A 19,301-nucleotide genomic window follows, 5' to 3' on the forward strand; every position below is an offset into this window, starting at 1 on the left:
CTTGAGACGGCGGTTCCCCTGCTCTCCCACCCCGGTAGCCCCTTCAATCGCTCGGAGCCGGCTGGCTTCAATCCTGGCCGATGGCATCGCAGCCTCTCTCATGTGGTCGGGTACTGCTCGAGCAGCGCTGAGCCGCAGTCTCCTCCTTAGCTATCGGACGCCGCGGCCGACTTCTTGAGCATTGGCGTGAGAAAAGCGGGCTCCGGCATGCCCCTCCGAGGTGGCTTCAACTCCCGGTGGAGGGGACCCGCTCGGCGCGGACGATCAGCCTCTGGTCGTAGCGGCCGGTGGCGGGATTGTAGTTGCCGGCGCAGGTGATCAACGTCACCACCTCGCCCGGCGTGGGGCCGACAATCTGGTCGACGGGCGCGGTGGCTTCCTCCACTATCTCGCTCGAAATGACCCGGTAGAGGGCGATCGAGCCGTCGATGAGATGGAGCTGGACGATGTCGCCTAGTTCGAGTCGCCAGAGATCCCAGAAGACTGCCGGCCCGACTCCCGCGAAGTCGACATGGCCGGCCAGGACGATGTTGCCCCCACCGCCGGGCAGCTCCGTGAAGTCGTACCAGGCGACGTCGGACGGCGTGTCCGGCGCCTGCATGACGCCGCTGGGATCGAGTGACTTGACGACGACCGGCGCGTTCACCCCGATCGCCGGGATGACGATGCGCGCAATGGGGACGCCGGGGCTGGGCGGCGTGGGGGTCTGGATCGCCGTCGGCGGGGAGCCGGCGCCAGCGGGGATGGTGGGGTCGCCCGTCGATTCGGTGCTAATGGTCAGGGAGGTCGTGGCAGCGGGCCGGTGCCGAGTCGAGCGAGCGGCGGGTGCCTCGGAATCAGCCAGGAAGAGACGGTGTCCGGCGTAGCCGAGGGCCGCACCGACCAGCGCGGTCGCGACGCACCAGGCGAGCAGGGTCAGGAGCGCGGCTATGCGCTGCCCCTGCTGCCGGCTTGCAGCACCGATGCCGGACGCCGGGGGAGGCACTACCTCCCCCGGTCGCTGACGGAAGTCATTCCCATGGTTAGGCCACGCCGGCGGCCCGCCGCGCGCGGCATGTCTGGACATGTCGCCCCGTGCCCTTGGCTCAGTCACCGGCTCGCCGCCGTGGTGACACGGGCACCACCAGCGTCAGCAGCGTGAGGGCGACACCGAAGCCACCGATCGCCATCATGCCGAGCCCCAGTCCGCGCCGGTCGGCGCCCTCGCTCGCGCTGGAGCCCGTGTTCGGCAGGGTGATCGGGGGCGTCGGCGTGCTCCAGGGAGCGACCGTCGGCACCACGGGCGGTGGGCTGGCTGGGGGCGAGCCGGTCGGCGTTGCCTGCGCCGACGGAGTAACCGCAGGCGTGACCGACGGTGTCACGGTAACAGTCGGCGTTTGGGTCGGGGTCGGCGTCGCCGTCGGCAAGGATGCCGCCAGCAGCTCATAGGCGCCGATATCGCAGGCGGCTCCCTGCGGCCGAGGCTGATGCCGCTGGTCGTCTTCCGGGCACTCGCTGTCCGGGCCTTGGTCGATCGCCTGGCTACCGGTACCTAGCGGGTGGAAGTAGGTGAGCCCGCCCGGCTCCGACTGGAGGGGCTGGAGAACTGGATCAGCCTCCACCAGGTCCCCCTCGCCGTCGAGGAGGCAGGAGTTGCGGTCCTCGAGGTTGCCGCCCTCGGATTCCGGCGCGATGCCGCCGCAGTTGCTGCCGCCGGGGGTGCTCGCGATCAGGACGCCCAGCAGGCTGACCTGCCCGCTGTCGTTGTAGAGCGCCCCACCGGCAGATGCGCTGTTCGCTGCCAAGGTGACGAACCGTAGTGCTACCTCGCTCGCGGGGCCGGCCCAGATCCCACCGCCGTGCTGACCGCCAGCGTTGGTGCTGATCGTCACATTGGTCGCCTCGACTGCGCCGAGCGTCCCGATGCCGCCACCGTAGAGGCCTGCCTGGTTCTCGGTCACGCTTGCGTAGCTGAGCGCAATACTCGCAACCGCCGCACCGGCGATCCCCCCGCCGACGCCGGTCTGCGCCTGGTTCCGTCGTACCGCGCTGCCGATGAGCGTGCCCTCGGCGCCGTCCGCGAGGTAGATCCCGCCCCCGTCGAGCCCGGCGACGTTGTCGATGACCACGCTGCGCTCGATCGCGAGTTGCCCCTGGGCGAGGATACCGCCGCCGCGCTGGCCGGCCCTGTTCCCTTGTACCTGCGCATCGACGACCTCAGCGGGGCCGGCAGCGAAGAGACCGCCGCCGTCGAGCTGGGCGCGGTTACCGCTGAGCAATGCTCCTTGCTCGATCTCGAGGGCCTCGGACCCGGAATGGTAGACGCCACCACCATGCTGGCCAGCCGAGTTGTCCGAGACGACCGCTCCCCTCAGGCTCAAACGACCACTCGTATCGATGCCGCCCCCGTTGGCGGCCGCGGTGTTGGTCAGCACACGGACGCCGTTCAGCGTGGCCGTGCCGGCGTTCGCCACCCCGCCGCCGCTCGCAGCCTGGTTGCTCTGGATGACCGTCTGGTTGTCGGCCGTCAACGTGGCGCTGGACGCGTTGAAGATCCCGCCACCGGAGCCGTCGATCGCCTGGTTGCGCTGGATCGAGACGCGCGAGAGTGTGAGCGTGGCCTGGTTAGCGATCCCGCCGCCGTCTCCGGTGCTGGCGGCATTGTCGACGATCGTTCCCCCGATCACGCGCGCATCGCCCCCGTCGAGCACGAGCAGCCCGCCGCCATCGCTGTCAGCCCGGTTCCGCTCCAGCGTGGAGTCGGTCAGGATCAGCCTGCCAGCGGCGATGCCTCCACCGGACGTCGCCTGGTTATCGGCAACGGTGACGTTGCGGAGATCAGGCTGGACGCCTGGGTCGGCCCAGACTCCGCCGCCGGAGCCGCCCTCTGGCGCCGTGCCGGCGACGTTCCACTGGATCGTCGCGCCAGTGACCGTGAGGCTCCCACCGGCATGGGCGATGCCGCCCCCGTTGCGCCCAGCGCTGTTGCCGAGCGCCTGGCTCGCGCCCCCGATCAGCGAGGCGTCTCCGATAACGAGCGTGCCCTGGTTGAAGATGCCGCCACCGTCCTGGACCGCCGAGTTGCCCTGCACGGTCACGCGGTGGAGCTCGGCGGTGGCTCCCTGCGCGTTGGCGATGCCGCCGCCATCGGTACCGGCCTGGTTGTTCTGGATCAGCGTCCCCGTGCGATTGGTGGCGAGCCGAAGCGTGCCGCTGTTGAAGATCCCCCCACCACGTCCAGGGGCCTGGCTCTGCTGCACCACGACATCGGTGAGCTCGAGGGTGCCGGCGTTACGGATCGCCCCGCCATCACCGGCCGGCAAGTCTCCTCCGCTCAGCGTCACCTGCACGACCTCGACGCGCGTGCCGGGGAAGATGTCGAAAATCCGGTCACGCGTGGCCGCGGCGCTCCACTGGATGACGGTCGGAGACTCGAAGCGGCCCCTGATCGTCAGCGTCCCGCGTGGCTTCTGTATATCGAGATCACCGGTGGCCGCCGCGTCTTCCCCATCACCCTCCAGGCTCAACTCGTACGTCGTAGCCTCGAGCCGGATGACGACGCTATCGGAGAGCGCGTTGGCTTCTTGGATCGCGGCCCGGAGCGTGCAGATCCCCGTCCCCGTGTCGCATACTCCGTCACCTGGGTTCGCGTCGACGGCGTCCGATACTTCTGTGACATCGAAGGTGACGTCGACGGCTTCCGTCTGGCTGGAGAGGAACAGGAGCGTCCCACCCGCGCCCAGCGCCAGCGAGAACAGCAGCAGCCCGGCCCGGAGCAGGCCCAATCGCCCGATCATGCGTCTACCCTATCGACCTCACTCGCCTCCCTACCGGCGCAGGTTCACCAGCTCCTGCAGGATCTCGTCGCTGGTGGTGATGACCCGGGAGTTCGCCTGGAAACCGCGCTGGGCCATGATCATGCTGGTGAACTCCTGCGCCAGGTCGACGTTCGACATCTCCAGGTAGCCACTGGCGACCACGCCGCGCCCGCCGCTGCCCGGCGTCCCGACGATCGGCTCGCCGGAGTTGACCGTCGGCTGGTAGCTGTTGTTGCCGACCTTCATCAGCCCGCCCGGGTTGGTGAAGAGCGCCAGCGCCACCTGGCCGATCACCTTGGTGGTGCCGTTGGAGTAGATGCCCAAGACCTCGCCTGTCTGGCTGACCGTGAAGGTCGTCAGCGAGCCGGCCGGCGCGCCGTTGGCCGCCGCGTTGGCTGTGCTGGTGCTCTCGAGCTGGGTAAGCGTGGAGAAATCGAGCGTTAGGGTAATATCGTCCGCTCCGGTAGCAGGCTGCAGGATGAGAGGGTTGACCTGGGAGTTGGTCGCGTCGAGGTTACCGTCTGCGTCGAAGACGAGCGTCCCGTTGTCGGCACCGTTCGCTGGGTCTGGCGTCAGGGTGTCATCCCAGGGAGTGCCGGGATCGTCGCTCGTCGGGTACACAATCTGGTAATTCCACGTGTTACTCGCAGTCTTGGTGAACTCGACCGTCAGCTCATGCCGGAAGCCGAGCGAGTCGATGACCCCAACCTTGGTCGTGAAATGCGGTGGCGTAGAGGCCGGATCGGTAGTCGCGTCCAGGTTCCCCTGCACCGTAATCTCGGTGCTGGCCACCGCGTCGAGCTGCTGGCCGATCGGGATGGTGATCGGCCCCACCGGCCCCGCCGGGTCGACGACGCCGTTGGCGTCGGCCTGCCAGCCGAGGACATAGAAGCCGGTGGAGGAATTCACCAGTCGCAGGTCGGAGCCGATGTCGAAGGCGCCGTCGCGCGTGTAGAGCGTCTGCGCCCCGTCGCTCACGATGAAGAAGCCGTCGCCCTGGATGGCCAGGTCGCTCGGCTTGCCGGTGAGCTGCAGCGCTCCCTGGGTATGGATGGTGTCCACCGCCCCGGTCACCGCGCCGAGGCCGATCTGCAACGGGTTGATCCCGCCGCGCCCTTCCTCCGGCCCGCTCGCGCCCCGCACGAGCTGGCTCAGGATGTCGGTGAAGCGCACCCGGCCCACCTTGAAGCCGGTGGTGTTCACGTTCGAGATGTTGTTGCCGATGACGTCCATCCAGGTCTGGTGGGCGCGCAGGCCCGAAATCGCCGAGAACATGGATCGCATCATGGCTCTGCTTCCTCTCCGTTCCCAATCGCAGCTACATACCGGCTGTTGCCCGTACCGGCGCTCGATGCCGGCATCAGCGCTCTACTCGATCGGCTCACCGGGAAGGGGTACGCTCGCTCCCTCACCTCCATCCGTTCCCTCGCCCGGCTCCGGCGTGGTGTCCGACGATGGCGCGCTGCCCTGGGCCCCGCTCGGATCAGCAGCCGGTGTTTCCTCCTCACCGGTCGAGGCGGCTGCGGCCACTCCCGACGCCGGGTTGGTGATGCTCACGACATCGCGTACCTCGACGTGTTTCCCACCAATCTCCAGCACGACGTTGCCATCGACGATCGTCACGCTCGTGACGACGCCCTCGACGAGCTCGCCCGTGCCCCGCTCGAGCCCGGAGATCTGCTTGCCGATGAAGCTGGCGACCTGTCCCAGCGTGGTGAGCTCGGCCATGGCCGACAGGGTCTCGTTGACTTGCTGCATCTGCTCGAGCGCGTTCAACTGCGCGAGCTGCGCGATGAACTCGCGATCCTGCATCGGATTGAGCGGGTCTTGGTTCCGGAGCTGGGCGACCAGCAGCATCAGGAACTCCTGCTTGCCCAGCTCCTGCGGGCCACGAGTCCGGCCCACCTGCTCTTGCCCGCTACCACTCGTGGACTGCACAGCGCCTACGCTCATGCCGGTGCTCCCTCCTCGATCCCTAGGCCCAGTAGTCGATGCGGGAATCGGATCGGCCGCGGTGCCGGGCCGGCTGCGCCGGATCGGCGTCGATCTCCGGCTGCGCCTCCCGGGGGTAGGGTTGCGGCGCCTGCCAGGCCTGCTCGGGCTGCCTGCCGGCCGGCTGGCCCCAGCCCCCCTCATGCCCAGCAGTGGCCAGGTGGCCCGAAGTCCCGCTCGACTCGGCGGCGCCCAGCGGCCCGGTGACCTGGATCCGCTGCACCTGGAGACCGCTGGCCGCCAGCTCCCGGCGCAGGCCATCCGAGCCACGCTCGAGCAGGTCTCGGACGGCCGGACTCGCACTGGCCAGCACCACCTGAAGCACCCCACCGGACTCGGTCAGGCGCACATCCACCATGCCCAGCGACGGAGGATCGAGCCGTACCCAAGCCTGGCTAAGCCCATTCCGGAGGATGAAGCGGATCTGGTGCGCGAGCTGGGGCACGATGGCCTGCGGCTCTCGTCCTGGGAGTGCTGGCTCCCCGCTGGCCGCATCGAGAACGCTCGCGGTCTGATCCGCAGCCCGGTCGATCCCCAGGCCAGGGGCGTGTGCCGTTCCCCCGGGCGCCTCCGCTACCGGAGCGCCCTCTCGATGGCGAGCTGGACGCAACTCGGGCGGGTGAGCGGTCTCGGAGGGCATCACGCGCTCGAAAGAGAAGGCTGCGGCTACCGCCTTCGCGGCGGGGACGTCATCCCCGGATCCGCTGGAACGGTTAGCCTCCCCACCCGAGGACATCGAGTCGACGGCGACAGCTTGCGCGACATGATGGCCAGGCCCCGTCGACACGGCCACCTGTGCGGGAGCTGGCTCGGATCCTCCAGCCAGGATGCCGGTGAACGGTGAGATCTCTCCGCCGCCCACCATCGCGGCGATTGGCCGAATAGCCTCAGGCGGCAAGCCAGCCCCCTGCACCTCCACACGAGAGGCCCGCGAGGAAGCCTCCGCGCCCGCGGCCGGCAGGACAGTCGACTCTGCGGCGATAGCCAGCGATGGGCGCGCCGGATGCGCCACGGCGGTCGGTGGTCGGGCAGGCACAGGAGCTTCGCCCTGGGCAGGCAGAACTACCCGTCCGCCCGCCGGCCAGAGACGTGGTGAGAACTCGGGCAGCTCGATCTCGGCTCCGACGGGGAGTGCTCCCTCCATCGGCTGTATTGGGATGCCCATCTCCGGCTCCGGCGTGGAGGGTACGGCGAGGATGCTCGGGCCCGCCGGCACTGGAGACGGTCTCGCGTGCCGGCTGCCAGGCTGCGCTGGCGCGCCCGGCCCAGAGAGGAGTCCGGCCACGATCGCCCACGCCAGCAGGCCGAGCTCGACCGCCTCTGGTTCTCTCGTTTCCGGAGGGGCGTCCTTGGTCAAGACCGGCGGCCCTGAAGCGGGTAGCCGTTCGCCTGGCGATGTCCCCAGGCCAGGTTCGCCGCCGGGCCGTTCGCTCAGCAGCGCGAGCAGGAACGCGAACAGGCCACCGGAGGCCACCTGGGTGGACTGCGAGGCAGGCGCTGGCGGCGCGGCCAGGAACCCACCGATCGGTTGCAGGGTCGTCATCGCACGGCCCTCCCTTCAGCCCGGCCGCTGCTATCCACGCCCGTCGCTAGCGATCAGCCGTTGCATCGCCAGCCTCCGTGCCAGCGCCTCGGTCACCGCGTTGTAGCGCAGCGTCGTCTCGGCCAGCAGCCCCATCTCGCGATCCACGTCCACGTTGTTGCCGTCGTTGCGCAAGCGGGTGTTGCTCAGCTCGACGACCTGTGGCTCAACATCAGTCGCATCGATTCCACCGGCCAGCAGGTGGCGGGCATCGGTGCGCACCAGGCTCAACTCGCCAGGCCTCGTCGCGAGCGCGCGCTGGAGGATGGACTCGAAGCGCACCTCCGAGGCTCGGAAGCCCGGCGTGTCCACGTTCGCGATGTTGCTGGCGGTCACCTGCTGTCGCAGCGCCAGCGCGTCGAGCGCGCGTACCAGGATCAGCGTCGGGTCGATCGGTGGGGTCGGCATCAGCTTCCTCCTCAGCCTAGACCGAGCAGCGCCTGGTAGGTCGCGAGCACCTTGCTCACGTATGCCTGCGTCTCGGGGTAGTCCGGCACGCCGCCGGCCCGCTCCACGGCGAACGGACCGGCGTTGTAGGCAGCCAGTGCCAGCCGCAGGTCCCCGCCGAAGCGAGCCAGCATGTCGCGGAGGTAACGGGCACCGCCATCGACGTTCTGGGCTGGGTCGAACGGGTCGCTCACCCCCAGCCCAGCGGCGGTGGTGTCCATGAGCTGCATCAATCCCTTAGCACCGGCCGGCGAGACGGCGCGCGGGTCGAAACCGGATTCCACCTGGATGACCGCGGCGATCAGAGCCGGATCGATCCCGTAGCGCTGCCCGGCGGCCACGATCAGCGAGCCGTAGGGAAGCTGGCTGACCGTTCCCTGGGTGCTAGCTGGACTATGGACGTGAGAAGCCGGAACCGGCTGGGCGCTCATGATCGGCCAGGGGTCGACGGCCTGGCCGTTTCGGCGAATCTCGTAGTGCAGGTGTGGCCCGGTGGACGCTCCAGTGTTGCCGGACTTCCCGATCGTCTCCCCTTTGACGACCCGCTGGCCCGGCTGCACCAGCGCCTCGCTCAGGTGGGCGTAGAGCGTCACCGTGCCATCGGCGTGCCGTATCTCGACTCGTACACCATAGCCATCGGTGTTACCGACGAACTGGACGATACCGTCCGCCGTTGCCTGAACCGGTGTCCCGATGGGGACCGCAATATCGATCCCGCTGTGATGCTGCTCGCCGGGCAGCAGATTGCGCGGACCGAAGTGCGAAGTCACCTCGCCGCGGGCCGGCCAGGCACCGGCGAGCTGCGCCATCACGTCTCCGCCCGGCCGGCTCGCCGGGAGCCCGCTCAGTGTGGAGCTAGCCATCCGGGCGCTATCGAGCAGGCCACGCTCGGCCAGCAGCACCAGGAACTGGGCCGCAGCACCGGTGCTGGGGCCGAGCTGGGGCGAGCGGATGCCGAAGCGAATCGGCATCGTCGCCAGCACCTCGGGGGACAGGTAGATGCCGCTCACTGGCTCGCTCCCTCCTGCTGCCGGTTCTGGTGGTAGCGCGATAGCGCGATCTCGTCGAGCAGCAGGCTCTCCTGGCGCCTCACCTCGCGGCTCGACTCGGCCTGCCATCGTTCCTGGACTTTCTCGAGCTTGCGCTTCTCTCGCTGCTGGAAGAGCAACGTGTCACGGGCAGCCTCTTCTCGGCGACGGGCCAGCTCGAGCGTTCGGGCCTGCTCGCTCACCTGCTGGGCCATCCATCTCTGGTAGAGGTCGCCGGTCTCGAGCACGGCAGGGTCGGCAACCGCGCGTGCCAAGCGCTCGAGGTTCTGGGCGAGCTCGCGCTGTCTCTGCTGGAGGCGATCCAGCGCCTCCTCGGCGACCGACACCGCGTGGCTCTCCTCGGCCAGCCGCTGCTGAGCCTGCTCGGTCAGGCGACGGCGGTACTCGATGATCCGCTCGAGCCGGGCCGCCCGCGTGCGCTGTGTTCTGGTCATGGCGACTCCTCTCCGGCAGGCTGCTCGCGCAGGATGCGCTCGAGCGCGTTCAGCGTCTCTTCCAGGCTGGACGTCTCGCCCGGTGTCTGCTGCAGGAAGCGGCGCAGGCGCGGCATCAGTCGCAGTGCCCGGTCGACGGCCGGGTTGCTGCCCGCCACATAGGCGCCGATGTCGATCAGGTCGCGCGCGCTCTCGTAGGCACTAAGGACGTCCCGCAGATCGGTGGCCAGCCGGCGGTGACGCTCGTCGACGATGTTCGGCATCACCCGGCTCACGCTGCCCAGGATCTCGATCGCTGGGAAGTGACCGCGGTCGGCGAGCTGGCGCGAGAGGACGATGTGGCCGTCCAGCGTGCCGCGGACCGCGTCCGTGATCGGCTCGTTGAGGTCATCCCCCTCGACGAGGACGGTGTAGAACGCGGTCATGGTGCCGGTCTCGTCGTTGCCGGCACGCTCGAGGAGGCGCGGCAGCAACGCGAACACCGATGGGGGATAGCCGCGAGTGGTGGGCGGCTCGCCGGCGGCCAGGCCGATCTCGCGCTGGGCCATGGCCAGCCGGGTGACCGAGTCCATCATCAGAACGACGCTCAGCCCCTGGTCGCGGAAGTACTCGGCGATCAGGGTGGCGGTCCAGGCGGCTTTCAGGCGAAGCAGTGCTGGCTGATCCGAGGTCGAGACGACGACTACGGCGCGCTCCAGGCCCTCGGGGCCGAGGTCGCGCTCGATGAACTCCTGAACCTCGCGGCCGCGCTCACCGATCAGCGCGATCACGCGCACGTCGCACCCGGCATTGCGGCTGATCATGCCGAGCAGCGTGCTCTTGCCGACGCCCGAGCCCGCAAAGATGCCGATCCGCTGGCCGCGGCCGCAGGTCAGGGCAGCGTCGATCGCTCGAATGCCAGTCGGCATGATCTCGCGGATCGGCTGGCGACGCAGAGGATGGGGTGGCGAGCCGTTGAGCCGCGCGCGCTCGCGGCAGGCCACCGGTCCCCGTCCATCGATCGGACGCCCCAGGCCGTCGATCACCCGGCCCAGCAGCTCGCGGCCGACCGGAATGCTGAGCGACTCCGGTGCCGGGACGACCCGGCTGCCGTGCCGTACCCCGCGAAGCTCGGCCAGCGGGATGAGGATCAGTCGCTCATTCTGGAACCCGACTACCTCGGCCGCCAGCCGGCCTTCCTCCGCGCGGGTCGGAAAGATATGACACAGGTCGCCGATCTCGAGATCCAGCCCAACGGCCTCTACGGTCAGGCCGATCCCGCGGACCACCCGGCCCTCGCGGCGCATGGGCTTCAGTTCCTGGAGGCGTCGCTCCAGGTCCGCAATAGGACAAGCCGGCCGGAGGTGCTGTGGTTCAGGCATGCTCGGCTACCTCCAGCAATGCCCGCTCGATCTCGACGAGCTGCGTGCTGATGCGAGCGTCGATGAAGCCGGTCGGGGTCCCGATGACGCAGCTCCCGCGGTCCACGTGCGGGTCGGTCGCCAGCTCCAGCGCCGGCTGGTCACCGTCCCAGACGTACGTTAGCCAGCGCTGCATCGTCTCCAGATCGTCGGGGTGGACGAGGATCTGCGAGATCGGCCCGGCGGGTGCCTGGGCCAGCGCCGCGGCGGCGAGGCGGGCCAGGAACTCGGGATCCTGCCGCACCTCCCGCCGGATCACGACCTCGGCGATCTTGACCGCCAGGCGGACCAGTTCCTGGTAGCAGGCGCGGCGCAGCTCGTCCTCCCGGACGATGGCCCGCTCGACGAGCGACCGGAAGCGGCCGAACGTTCGCTCCATCTCCTCGGCCATCTGCTGCTGGGCCTCACGCCGTGCCTCGGCCAGCGCAGCCTGCCGCATCGCTTCCCAGGCCGCCTCGCGCTCCCGCTCAGCGGCCTCGAGGATCGCCTGAGCTTCGGCGCGGGCCTGGGCCAGGAGCTGGTCGGCTGCCTCGCGCGCCTCGCTCAACAGGCGGACAGCCCGCTCGCGGTCGTGCCGCGAGGGCTGCGGCTCGACCGCGTACCCCTGCCCGGTAGGCGTCCAGTGCTTGAGCACGCTCCGGCTAGCCAAGGAGCCGCTCCTCTCCGCGCGAGATGACGATCTCCTCGGCCTCCTCCAGCCGCCGGACGATCGAGACGATGCGCTGCTGCGCCTCCTCGACCGCGCGGATCCGTACCGGACCGAGGTAGGAGATCTCCTCGCGTAGCAGCTCCGCCGCGCGTGCCGACATGTTGCTGAAGATGTGCTCCTTGAGATCGTCGCGAGCAGCCTTGAGAGCCAGCGCCAGGTCTCGCATGTCCACCTCGCGTAGCACGCGCTGCAGCGAGCGGTCGTCGAGCAGGATGAGGTCGTCGAATGTGAACATCAGCTTGCGTACTTCCTCGGCTAAATCGGGGTCGGTCTCGGTGAGCCGCTCGAGGATGTGCCGCTCCGTCCCTCGGTCGACGGTCATCAGGATGGCGACCAGGTGGCCAGTGCCGCCGACGCTGCGGGTGTCCTGGCTGATCAGCGACGAGAGGCGCCGGCGCATGATCTCTTCGACCCGGTTGATGATCTCCGGTGGCGTCCGATCCATGGTGGCGATCCGGCGCGCGACTTCCGCCTGGAGATCCTCGCCGAGGTTAGTCAGCACCGCGGCCGCCTGGACTGGTTGAAGGTGCGAGAGGATCAGCGCAATGGTCTGGGGATGCTCGTTCTGCAGGAACGTCGCCATCTGCCGCGGGTCGGACTTGCGCAGGAACTCGAACGGCGCGGGCGGGTGGGTAGCCACGACCCGCTCGATCAGGGCCGTCGCCTTGTCTGGCCCCAGCGCCTTCGCCAGCAGTTCCTTGGCATAGTCCACGCCCCCGGAAGCGACATAGCGGTGCGCCAAGACCATCTCGTGCGCTTCGTTGATGACGGATTCGACCTCTTCCTCGGTCAACCGCTCCATCGAGGCGACTTTGACAGTCAACGCCTCGATCTCGTGCTCCTGCAGGTGCTGGAGCACCCGAGCCGAGAGGTCGGGCCCGAGCGCGACCAGCAGCGCGGCGGCCTTTGCGGCACCGGTGAGAGGCTGTCGGTTGGCGCGAACAGAGAGCTGGGTCGCCACTGCTCACTCCTCGTTCAGCCAGGAGCGAACCAGTTGAGCCACTACCGCCGGGTCACGGCGGGCGAGCTCCTGGAGATCCTTGAACTGAGGTGGTGGAGTCGCCGGTGGTGGACCAGGGATCTCGGCGGTGCCCGCCGTGCCGAGTCCCGCGGCGCTCACCCCGGCGAGCGGTTCGGACGAAACGCGGTACTGCGGCACCGGCACCGGCTGGGGCGCGCCTCGCTGGCTCGCCAGGACGCGCCAGGCGATCAGCAGCGCCACCAGCGGGATCAGCACGATCACGCCGATCCTGGCGAAGTCGAGCAGCCGGTCGATCAGGCCGGCACCGGATGGCGCCTCCTCTGGAGTGGTCGCGCTGAAGGGCACGACACTGACCGTTACCGAGTCGCCTCGCTCGGGAACGATGCCGGCTGCCGCGGCGACCAGGTCACGCACCTGCTGGGCGACCGTCGGGTCGACCGCTGAGCCGTTGAGGACGACGGCGACCGAGAGCCGCTCGAGCTGGCCCGGCGCCTGCACCACGCGCTCGACCTGGCGGGAGACCTCGTAGTTCGTCGTGCTCTCGCGCAGCTCGCTGCGTTGCTGGTTCTGCCCCCCGGCGCCTTCCTGGAAGGTCTGCACGTTGCTGTCGACGCCGGGGACGCCGATGGCCCCGGTGGTATTGCCTTCCACCGTCTGGACGCGCTCCTGCTGGCTGCGGACCTGCGGCTGGGTGCCGTTAGGCGAGAAGATCTCGCTGTCGACGCTGCGCTGGTCCCAGTCGAGCGTCGCGTGCACCTGGACCGCCGCGTTGCCGTTGCCGACGATGCGGGCGATCATCGCCTGGAGCTGGGTCGCCAGCGTGGTCTCGTAGGCCCGCTGGGCCTTCAGGTGCTCGTCCATCCCGGCGGTGGCCGAGCCGGCCTCGTTGCCCGACCAGATCGGGTTGCCGGCGTCGTCGACGATCGTCAGGTGCTCCGGCTGGAGGCCGGGCACGGCGCTCGAGACCAGGTGGACGATGCCGCGGACCTGGTCCTCGGTGAGCTGCCGGCCCGGCTTGAGCTGGAGCACCACTGCCGCGCTCGTCGGCTGCTGGTCCTCGGCGAACAGCGACTCCTCGGGGATGACGATGTGGACGCGCGCCGAGCTCACTGCGTCGAGCCGGCTGATCGTCCGCTGTAGCTCGCCCTCGATCGCCCGCTGGTAGTTGACCCGCTGGGCGAAGTCGGTGACGCCGAACGAGGAGCGGTCGAACAGCTCGAACCCCAGGCTGCCCCCCTTAGGCAAGCCGAGGCTGGCCAGCGCCAAGCGGACATCGGCTACCCGATCGGCCGGCACGCTCACCGTGGTGCCGTCGGCGCTCAACCGGTAGGGCACGCCCTGCTGGCGAAGCTGCTCGACGATGGCGGCCGCATCCTCGCCGGAGAGGTTAGTGTAGACCGGCGCATACCGCTGGGGCGGCTGCATGACCAGGAGCAGCGTCACGGCGAACAGGGCGGTCAGCGCAACGCCGATGACCGCGACTCGCTGGTTCGGTGTCAGTCGATCCCAGCGAGTCCGGAACTGTGCTAGTTGCTGCGCGATGCGCCCCATGGCTGCTCGCTCTCCCCGTCGAACCCGGTGCCTAGATCGTCATCGACATGATCTCGCGATAGGCCTCGAGCGCCCGGTTGCGGATCTGGAGCGCCGTCTGCAACCCGATGGTCGCGGTCTCGAGGGCCACCATCACCTGATGGAGATCGACCTCGCGCCCGGCAGCCATCTGGATCGCAAGCTGGTCGGCATGGGAGATCGATGCGTTGAGGTCAGCGATGGCATTGCTCAAGAGGTTGATAAAAGAGGTGTCGCCCTGGATCGCCGAAGTGGCTGCAGCCTCACCGGGCCCGCTGATCGGGCCGATGTTGGCAGCAATCGGAGCGATCGGATCGATGCTCATGACCCCCCCCCTCGAAAACCGATCAACATCGAACTCGTACAGGCGGCACTAGGCCCGGCCGATCGAGAGCGCCCGCATCGCCATGCTCTTGAGCGCGTCGAGGACAGTGACATTGGCCTCGTACGCGCGCGTAGCGGCGAGCAGATCTGCCATCTCGGTGACGACGTCGATGTCCGGGTAGCGGACGATACCGTTCTCGTCTGCGTCTGGATGCGCTGGATCGTAGACTTCGCGCACCGCCTCGGGATCGGTTCGAATGCCGACGACTGCGACCCCTCGGGAGGCGTTCGGAGCAGGACGCTGGCCGTCGAGCTGGTTGCTGAGGAGCGTGGCGAACGGTGGGGCCGATTCAGCCTGGAAGATGACCTGGCGGCGCAGGTATGGGCCACCCTCCGGAGAGCGGGTCGTCTCGACATTCGCAATGTTGCTGGAGATGACGTCCATGCGTAACCGCTGAGCGGTCAGGCCAGAGAGGCTGACGCGCATGGTCTCGAAGATCCCCATCACCTTCCCTCCCCTGGCGCGTAGCCCTTCCGAAAGAACTATCGGCAGCGCTTCCCGTGCTCTTCAGCCCTAGCCTCGAAGCCGCGGTCCGGAGACATGCCCCCGTAGCTGTCCCCATGCGCTACGCGGGCATCGCTCAGCCTGTGCAACCTACGGTACGCCCGCTGGAATAGGCGAGGTATCGCCTAGGGGTGGCAAATGATCGGGGAGGAAAGTCCCTCGAATCTAGTACTGAAGCCCGGGATCCCGTGTCATGAAGGGTGGCAGAAGGAAGGCGTCAGAGAACTGGGCTACTGGCGCGCTGGGCGCGGACGACCAGGCGATGAGCGTACACCCCATCAGGTATGCACGTGATCAATGTCAACACCTCGCTCCCGGTCTGGCGGAGGACAGAGACGTCGTCCTCGGGGATGACGAAGGTTTCGACCACCTGGTACACGAACTCGCCATCAGCACTGCGGATGATCACGGAATCGCCCGGCCGCAGCTCGGCGAGCCGGGCGAAGATGCCCGGGCCGTCACGCGTATCGACATGGCCGGTGATGGCGATGTTTCCCGGCTCGCCGGGGTTCGCGCTGCCGAGCAGGTGGCCGGCCGCGTCGGCCGGGACTGGCCAGTGCCATTGCCCGCCGTCGATCACCGACGCGACTGGTTGCACAGGGACGGAGACTCCGAGACGCGGGATCTCCAGCTCCACCGGTGGCGCGGTGCGCAGCCGGAAGAACAGCGAGCTGCCAGTGATCGGCCCCGGCGCGTGCGCCTGCGGCGGCGGGGTCGGGGAGGTAGCTTCAGGACGTTCGGTCGCTCCACTCGCTGGAGGCTCAGTCGCCTCGGGGGTCTCCGATTCCCAGGTAATCGTGACCTCAACCGGCGACGCGCAGGCGATGAGGACGAGCGCGCCGAGGATCACGCTGGCCAGCGGCAGCAAAGCGGAGCGAGGTCTCATCGCTGCCTTCAGACCTCTTCATCGAACAGCGCAGCCCGGGTTTCGACAGGGTTGGATCTCCGGTAACCGTGCGCCATCGCCTGGCCACGGTCGAGCTCGCTCAGCGCCGCGAGCGTGGCCCGGCGCGCTTGCTTGACCAGCCGAGCGATCTCCTCGTCATACGCCTGGACTCGAGCCAAGAGGTCGACCAGCGTGTCGCGTTCGGCGCTATCGAGCGTCGCGAAGTCGAGGCGACCGATGGCCGCAACCAGCGTCGCGCGGTGATCGGCACATTCGAGAGCCCTGATCCAATCTCCGGCCTGCGCTGCTGCATGCTGCTCTTCGGCCAGGGACAACAAATGGCGAGCGAGATCGAGAGCGGCTTGAGCCATCGTGATCTTGGATCGAAACACGTCTTAGGTGTCTCCGTTTCAGGCGCTCGTTACGGCTGTGGCGTAAACAGGCCGCCGCGAGGTCTCCTGCGCAGCGATAGCTTCCCAGGCATCGAGCAACTCGCTGAGCAGGCTGCGCACCTCAACGACGCCGGCTGGATCCTTGCGCACGTTCGCGTCGATCAGTCGCTGCTGCATATAGTCGTAGAGCCGGCTCAGGTTGATCGCGAGCTCGCCAGCGTCCAGATTCAGGCTCCCCATGAGTTCGGCGATGATCTCCTGGCTGCGAACAAGGCAGCGATGAGCCTCCGGGATATCGCGGGCCGCTATCGCCTCCTCCGCCTCCGCGAGAAAGCGGATGGCACCTCGATAGAGCATAATGACCAGATCTACCGGCGAAGCGGTCTCCACCCCGACCTGGCGATAGCGATCGAACTGGTACGCCATGAGCACTCCCCTTCGGCAATAGCCACGCTACTGGCCGCTGCCCATCAAGCTGGCGAGCTGCATGCCAAGCTGAGCCCCCTGCTGCTGCATCTCCGCGAGCAGCCGCTCCAGTGCGGAGAACTGGCGGATCAGTTGGGCACGCCGGTCCTCGAGGCGAGCCTCGAACCGCTCCATCTGGAGGTCGATCTGCCGCAGGCGTTGCTGGAAGCCATCGCCACGCGTGCTCACCACGCCCTCGGCTCCGAGCGTGGAATCCAGGTAGCGGTCGAGCCGCTGCAGCACTCCATCACGGTAGGTCACCTGGATCTCCGACTGTGCCCCGGTCAGCGTGCTGGCGGCCGTAATGACCAGGCCCGGGATCAAGGTGCTGTTAGTGCCTCCAGCAGTGATGGTGCTGGTATTGGTCCAGAGGACGTTGTTGCTCTCGTCTCGGAACTCGGCCGTCAGGTTGCCGGTGCCATCGGAGATAATCACGTATCGCCCGCTCGACGGAGCCTCGGTCGGTTTGCCGCTGACGGCGACGATGTCCCCGGAGGTGGTCAACGTCGCGCCGGAGGTCGCAGCGAACAGGTCGTAGACCGCGTTCGGATTGTTCGCCAGGGCATTCCGGAGCTTCGTCTCATCGAGCTGGAGCTGGTTAGTCGTGCCGACCGCTGACCCGATGGCTCCGAAGCTGATACCGATCTCGGAGAGCGCGGCATAAGCTCCATCGGGATCGACCGCCGGGGAAGAGATCATCCGGCGCAGCGTCGCCTCGATCGAGCGGACGGCGCCGTCGGCCATGAGCGTGCCAGCCTTCTTGGTGTTCGCATCGTACGAGGTCTTGTCCTGGATGAAGCTCAACACGCTGTTGAACTGCTCGACGAACTTCTTGACGGCGGCGACCGCCGGCTCGGGATCGGCCTCCACCGTAAAGCTGTAGGCAGTGCTGGTGGTGCGCGTGAGCGTCAGCGAGACACCAGGGATGGCATCGGTGACCGTGTTGCTGGCGCTGTACTGAAAGGTCGCGCCGCCGTCGAGACTGTAGACCGCGTTCTGGCCGAGCTGCTGGTTCTGGGGATCGATATTCAGAGCGGCCAGCAGGTTGCCGGTGTCGCTCAGACCGATAGTCTGCGAGCCGGTGGCTTTGCTCGTCAGAATCACCCGATCGGTCGCCGCGTCGTAGCTGGCAGTCACTCCGGCGCTGGAGGCGTTGATCCGGTTGATCACGGTGCTCAGCGAGTCGATCGCCGGGTCATAGGCAATCTCGACACCGTTGATCGTCAAGGTGCCGGCCGCCGTCACCGCAGTCGCCAGGGCAGCATTGGTGAGCGGCTCACCCGACTTGACGGCGCCCAGGCTACGGGTTCCGGTGACCGTGTCGCCCACCCGCGGCGCCGCCAGCAGGCTAGCGACGTCGAGGAAGTTCGACGTGTCCGAGCCAGAGCCGAGCTGGATCGGCCCACCCGGCGTGTTCGCCGCCAGTTGCAGCCGGGTGCGGCCGTCGACGGTGACCAGCGATGCCGTCACGCCGGCCCCGCTGGTGTTGATCCGGTCGATGACATCGTTGAGCGTGTCGGCGTTGGGATCGATGCTGATACTGACCCCGTTGATCGAGAACGACCCGGCCGTGATCGCCTTGCGGTAGTTGCCGTCCTTGAGCAAGGCATTCGGGTCGATGTCCGCGCCGACCGCTCCACTGCTGCGGGCGACGGTGCTGGTCGCGAGCTGGCTGACCAGGATGGAGTAGCTGCCGGGAACGGCGCCGGAGCCGGCGGTCGCGGTAAAGGGTGGGTTGCTGTCGGACGGCTTGACGGCGAAGGCAGTGACCGTGCCACGCAGCAGCAGCGGCTGGAGCGCAGACGAGAGGTTTTGGAGCCGGGCACCCAGGTCGCGCCAGGCATCGCGCTCAGCCTCGACCTCCAGCTTGCGGGTCTGGAGACGTTGAATCGGCTGCTGCTCCAGTTGCAGCAACTTTTCGATGATGTCAGTTGTGTTCAGCCCGGAAGCCAGGCCATCGACCCGAAAGACGCTCATCGCTCTCTCCCATCCCTGCGCCCACGCGACGCACGCCTATGCGCTCTGCTGGCGCTGCCGGGCGAGCTCTTGCAACACCATCTCGAGACCGCCGGGCGGTATCTCACGGATCACCTCGTCGGTGCGCCGATCGATGATCTGTACCACATAGTTGCCGATGCCCGGATGGACGTAGTAGCGGACGTAGATGTCGGCCGGCAAACGACGGACTGCCTGCGGATCGAGACTCAAGTCCACGGTGTGCGCCGGGATATCGGACGCGCGCCGGGATGGTTCGCGCTGAAGCTGAGGCGCGACGCGCCCGGCTTGCCGGCTGTGATCCACTTGAGCCGTCTGATCGCGCAAGGAGTCAACCGATCCGACTGCGGCCACCGGCGTGATCGGGTCAGCCATCGTCTCTCCTCTTCCTGGGTTCGGCACGATGCCAGCAGATGCACGATCGCGGACTGTCACTGCTCAGAATCTTCGGCACGACCGGAGGGTGACTTTAGCGTTCCGACGCCCCACACGCGGCTTATCACGCCCCGCGCGAGTAGCCGTTGCCACTCATGACCGCCAGCGACACCGGCCGCTGGGGAGATCCAGAAACAGGTCGCGAGGTGGTCTCCTTCAGGTCAGTCTCCACCCACCACCCGGCCTGGCTCGGCTCGGTGGCTCCGCCCTCGGCCAGCCGGAACTGCCGCACCGCCGCCTCCAACTGCCCGGCCAGCTCCACCAGCTCCTGCGCCGCC

Annotated in this window: 20 protein-coding genes; all 20 read right to left on the reverse strand. The window is 68.1% G+C overall.

Annotation, left to right across the window (positions count from 1 at the left end; all coding sequences use genetic code 11):
* Positions 1-226: 226 nt before the first annotated feature.
* Positions 227-985: a class F sortase gene (locus tag NET02_RS11150; protein ID WP_284057493.1), complete on the reverse strand. Its 759-nt coding sequence runs from the start codon at positions 983-985 to the stop codon at positions 227-229.
* Between the two features lie 100 nt (positions 986-1,085).
* On the reverse strand, positions 1,086-3,776 hold the full coding sequence (locus NET02_RS11155; protein ID WP_284057494.1) for a choice-of-anchor Q domain-containing protein: 2,691 nt from the start codon (positions 3,774-3,776) through the stop codon (positions 1,086-1,088).
* Between the two features lie 30 nt (positions 3,777-3,806).
* The gene (locus tag NET02_RS11160; RefSeq protein ID WP_284057495.1) at positions 3,807-5,084 is read right to left on the reverse strand and encodes a flagellar hook protein FlgE; all 1,278 of its coding nucleotides are present in this window, start codon (positions 5,082-5,084) and stop codon (positions 3,807-3,809) included.
* Positions 5,085-5,165: 81 nt separating this feature from the next.
* On the reverse strand, positions 5,166-5,750 hold the full coding sequence (locus NET02_RS11165) for a flagellar hook capping FlgD N-terminal domain-containing protein (RefSeq protein ID WP_284057496.1): 585 nt from the start codon (positions 5,748-5,750) through the stop codon (positions 5,166-5,168).
* A gap of 22 nt (positions 5,751-5,772) precedes the next feature.
* Positions 5,773-7,332 carry a flagellar hook-length control protein FliK gene (locus NET02_RS11170; protein ID WP_284057497.1) on the reverse strand — a complete coding sequence of 520 codons (1,560 nt, stop codon included), beginning with the start codon at positions 7,330-7,332 and terminating at the stop codon, positions 5,773-5,775.
* A gap of 30 nt (positions 7,333-7,362) precedes the next feature.
* On the reverse strand, positions 7,363-7,779 hold the full coding sequence (gene flgB, locus NET02_RS11175) for a flagellar basal body rod protein FlgB (protein WP_284057498.1): 417 nt from the start codon (positions 7,777-7,779) through the stop codon (positions 7,363-7,365).
* Between the two features lie 11 nt (positions 7,780-7,790).
* On the reverse strand, positions 7,791-8,828 hold the full coding sequence (locus NET02_RS11180; RefSeq protein ID WP_284057499.1) for a peptidoglycan DD-metalloendopeptidase family protein: 1,038 nt from the start codon (positions 8,826-8,828) through the stop codon (positions 7,791-7,793).
* Positions 8,825-9,301, reverse strand: a complete 477-nt coding sequence (fliJ, locus tag NET02_RS11185; RefSeq protein ID WP_284057500.1) for a flagellar export protein FliJ — start codon at positions 9,299-9,301, stop codon at positions 8,825-8,827. Before fliJ ends, NET02_RS11180 begins: the two co-directional genes overlap by 4 nt.
* Complete coding sequence (locus tag NET02_RS11190; protein ID WP_284057501.1) at positions 9,298-10,662, reverse strand: FliI/YscN family ATPase; 1,365 nt, start codon at positions 10,660-10,662, stop codon at positions 9,298-9,300. Before NET02_RS11190 ends, fliJ begins: the two co-directional genes overlap by 4 nt.
* A complete protein-coding gene (locus NET02_RS11195; protein ID WP_284057502.1) occupies positions 10,655-11,350 on the reverse strand; it encodes a FliH/SctL family protein in 696 nt (231 codons plus the stop codon). Before NET02_RS11195 ends, NET02_RS11190 begins: the two co-directional genes overlap by 8 nt.
* Positions 11,343-12,371, reverse strand: a complete 1,029-nt coding sequence (gene fliG, locus NET02_RS11200; RefSeq protein WP_284057503.1) for a flagellar motor switch protein FliG — start codon at positions 12,369-12,371, stop codon at positions 11,343-11,345. Before fliG ends, NET02_RS11195 begins: the two co-directional genes overlap by 8 nt.
* Before the next feature lie 3 nt (positions 12,372-12,374).
* On the reverse strand, positions 12,375-13,943 hold the full coding sequence (fliF, locus tag NET02_RS11205) for a flagellar basal-body MS-ring/collar protein FliF (RefSeq protein WP_284057504.1): 1,569 nt from the start codon (positions 13,941-13,943) through the stop codon (positions 12,375-12,377).
* Between the two features lie 31 nt (positions 13,944-13,974).
* Positions 13,975-14,286: a flagellar hook-basal body complex protein FliE gene (gene fliE, locus NET02_RS11210; protein ID WP_284057505.1), complete on the reverse strand. Its 312-nt coding sequence runs from the start codon at positions 14,284-14,286 to the stop codon at positions 13,975-13,977.
* Positions 14,287-14,334: 48 nt separating this feature from the next.
* Positions 14,335-14,790 carry a flagellar basal body rod protein FlgC gene (gene flgC / locus NET02_RS11215; RefSeq protein ID WP_284057506.1) on the reverse strand — a complete coding sequence of 152 codons (456 nt, stop codon included), beginning with the start codon at positions 14,788-14,790 and terminating at the stop codon, positions 14,335-14,337.
* A 277-nt stretch (positions 14,791-15,067) separates the two neighbouring features.
* Positions 15,068-15,736 carry a sortase gene (locus tag NET02_RS11220; protein ID WP_284057507.1) on the reverse strand — a complete coding sequence of 223 codons (669 nt, stop codon included), beginning with the start codon at positions 15,734-15,736 and terminating at the stop codon, positions 15,068-15,070.
* Between the two features lie 8 nt (positions 15,737-15,744).
* Entirely contained in the window at positions 15,745-16,128 is a 384-nt protein-coding gene (gene fliT, locus NET02_RS11225) for a flagellar protein FliT (protein WP_284057508.1), read from the reverse strand.
* 18 nt (positions 16,129-16,146) lie between these two features.
* Positions 16,147-16,554, reverse strand: coding sequence for a flagellar export chaperone FliS (fliS, locus tag NET02_RS11230; RefSeq protein WP_284057509.1), 408 nt, complete (start codon positions 16,552-16,554; stop codon positions 16,147-16,149).
* A 27-nt stretch (positions 16,555-16,581) separates the two neighbouring features.
* Entirely contained in the window at positions 16,582-18,570 is a 1,989-nt protein-coding gene (fliD, locus tag NET02_RS11235; RefSeq protein WP_284057510.1) for a flagellar filament capping protein FliD, read from the reverse strand.
* A 36-nt stretch (positions 18,571-18,606) separates the two neighbouring features.
* Positions 18,607-18,963 carry a flagellar protein FlaG gene (locus NET02_RS11240; RefSeq protein WP_284057511.1) on the reverse strand — a complete coding sequence of 119 codons (357 nt, stop codon included), beginning with the start codon at positions 18,961-18,963 and terminating at the stop codon, positions 18,607-18,609.
* A 124-nt stretch (positions 18,964-19,087) separates the two neighbouring features.
* On the reverse strand, positions 19,088-19,301 hold a 214-nt coding region (locus tag NET02_RS11245), incomplete at its 5' end, for a hypothetical protein (RefSeq protein WP_284057512.1).

The organism is Thermalbibacter longus, from assembly GCF_023806485.1.
Taxonomy (GTDB): Bacteria; Chloroflexota; Chloroflexia; order Thermomicrobiales; family Thermomicrobiaceae; genus Thermalbibacter; species Thermalbibacter longus.

Bases quoted from the DNA above. Each gene is read 5' to 3' on its own strand.
- NET02_RS11190 (WP_284057501.1), bottom strand. From the start codon at position 10,662: ATGCCTGAACCACAGCACCTCCGGCCGGCTTGTCCTATTGCGGACCTG.
- fliS (WP_284057509.1), bottom strand. From the start codon at position 16,554: ATGGCGTACCAGTTCGATCGCTATCGCCAGGTCGGGGTGGAGACCGCT.
- fliF (WP_284057504.1), bottom strand. From the start codon at position 13,943: ATGGGGCGCATCGCGCAGCAACTAGCACAGTTCCGGACTCGCTGGGAT.
- NET02_RS11220 (WP_284057507.1), bottom strand. From the start codon at position 15,736: ATGAGACCTCGCTCCGCTTTGCTGCCGCTGGCCAGCGTGATCCTCGGC.
- NET02_RS11160 (WP_284057495.1), bottom strand. From the start codon at position 5,084: ATGATGCGATCCATGTTCTCGGCGATTTCGGGCCTGCGCGCCCACCAG.
- NET02_RS11155 (WP_284057494.1), bottom strand. From the start codon at position 3,776: ATGATCGGGCGATTGGGCCTGCTCCGGGCCGGGCTGCTGCTGTTCTCG.
- NET02_RS11240 (WP_284057511.1), bottom strand. From the start codon at position 18,963: ATGGCTGACCCGATCACGCCGGTGGCCGCAGTCGGATCGGTTGACTCC.
- fliD (WP_284057510.1), bottom strand. From the start codon at position 18,570: ATGAGCGTCTTTCGGGTCGATGGCCTGGCTTCCGGGCTGAACACAACT.
- fliE (WP_284057505.1), bottom strand. From the start codon at position 14,286: ATGAGCATCGATCCGATCGCTCCGATTGCTGCCAACATCGGCCCGATC.
- fliJ (WP_284057500.1), bottom strand. From the start codon at position 9,301: ATGACCAGAACACAGCGCACGCGGGCGGCCCGGCTCGAGCGGATCATC.
- NET02_RS11165 (WP_284057496.1), bottom strand. From the start codon at position 5,750: ATGAGCGTAGGCGCTGTGCAGTCCACGAGTGGTAGCGGGCAAGAGCAG.
- flgB (WP_284057498.1), bottom strand. From the start codon at position 7,779: ATGCCGACCCCACCGATCGACCCGACGCTGATCCTGGTACGCGCGCTC.
- flgC (WP_284057506.1), bottom strand. From the start codon at position 14,790: ATGGGGATCTTCGAGACCATGCGCGTCAGCCTCTCTGGCCTGACCGCT.
- NET02_RS11170 (WP_284057497.1), bottom strand. From the start codon at position 7,332: ATGACGACCCTGCAACCGATCGGTGGGTTCCTGGCCGCGCCGCCAGCG.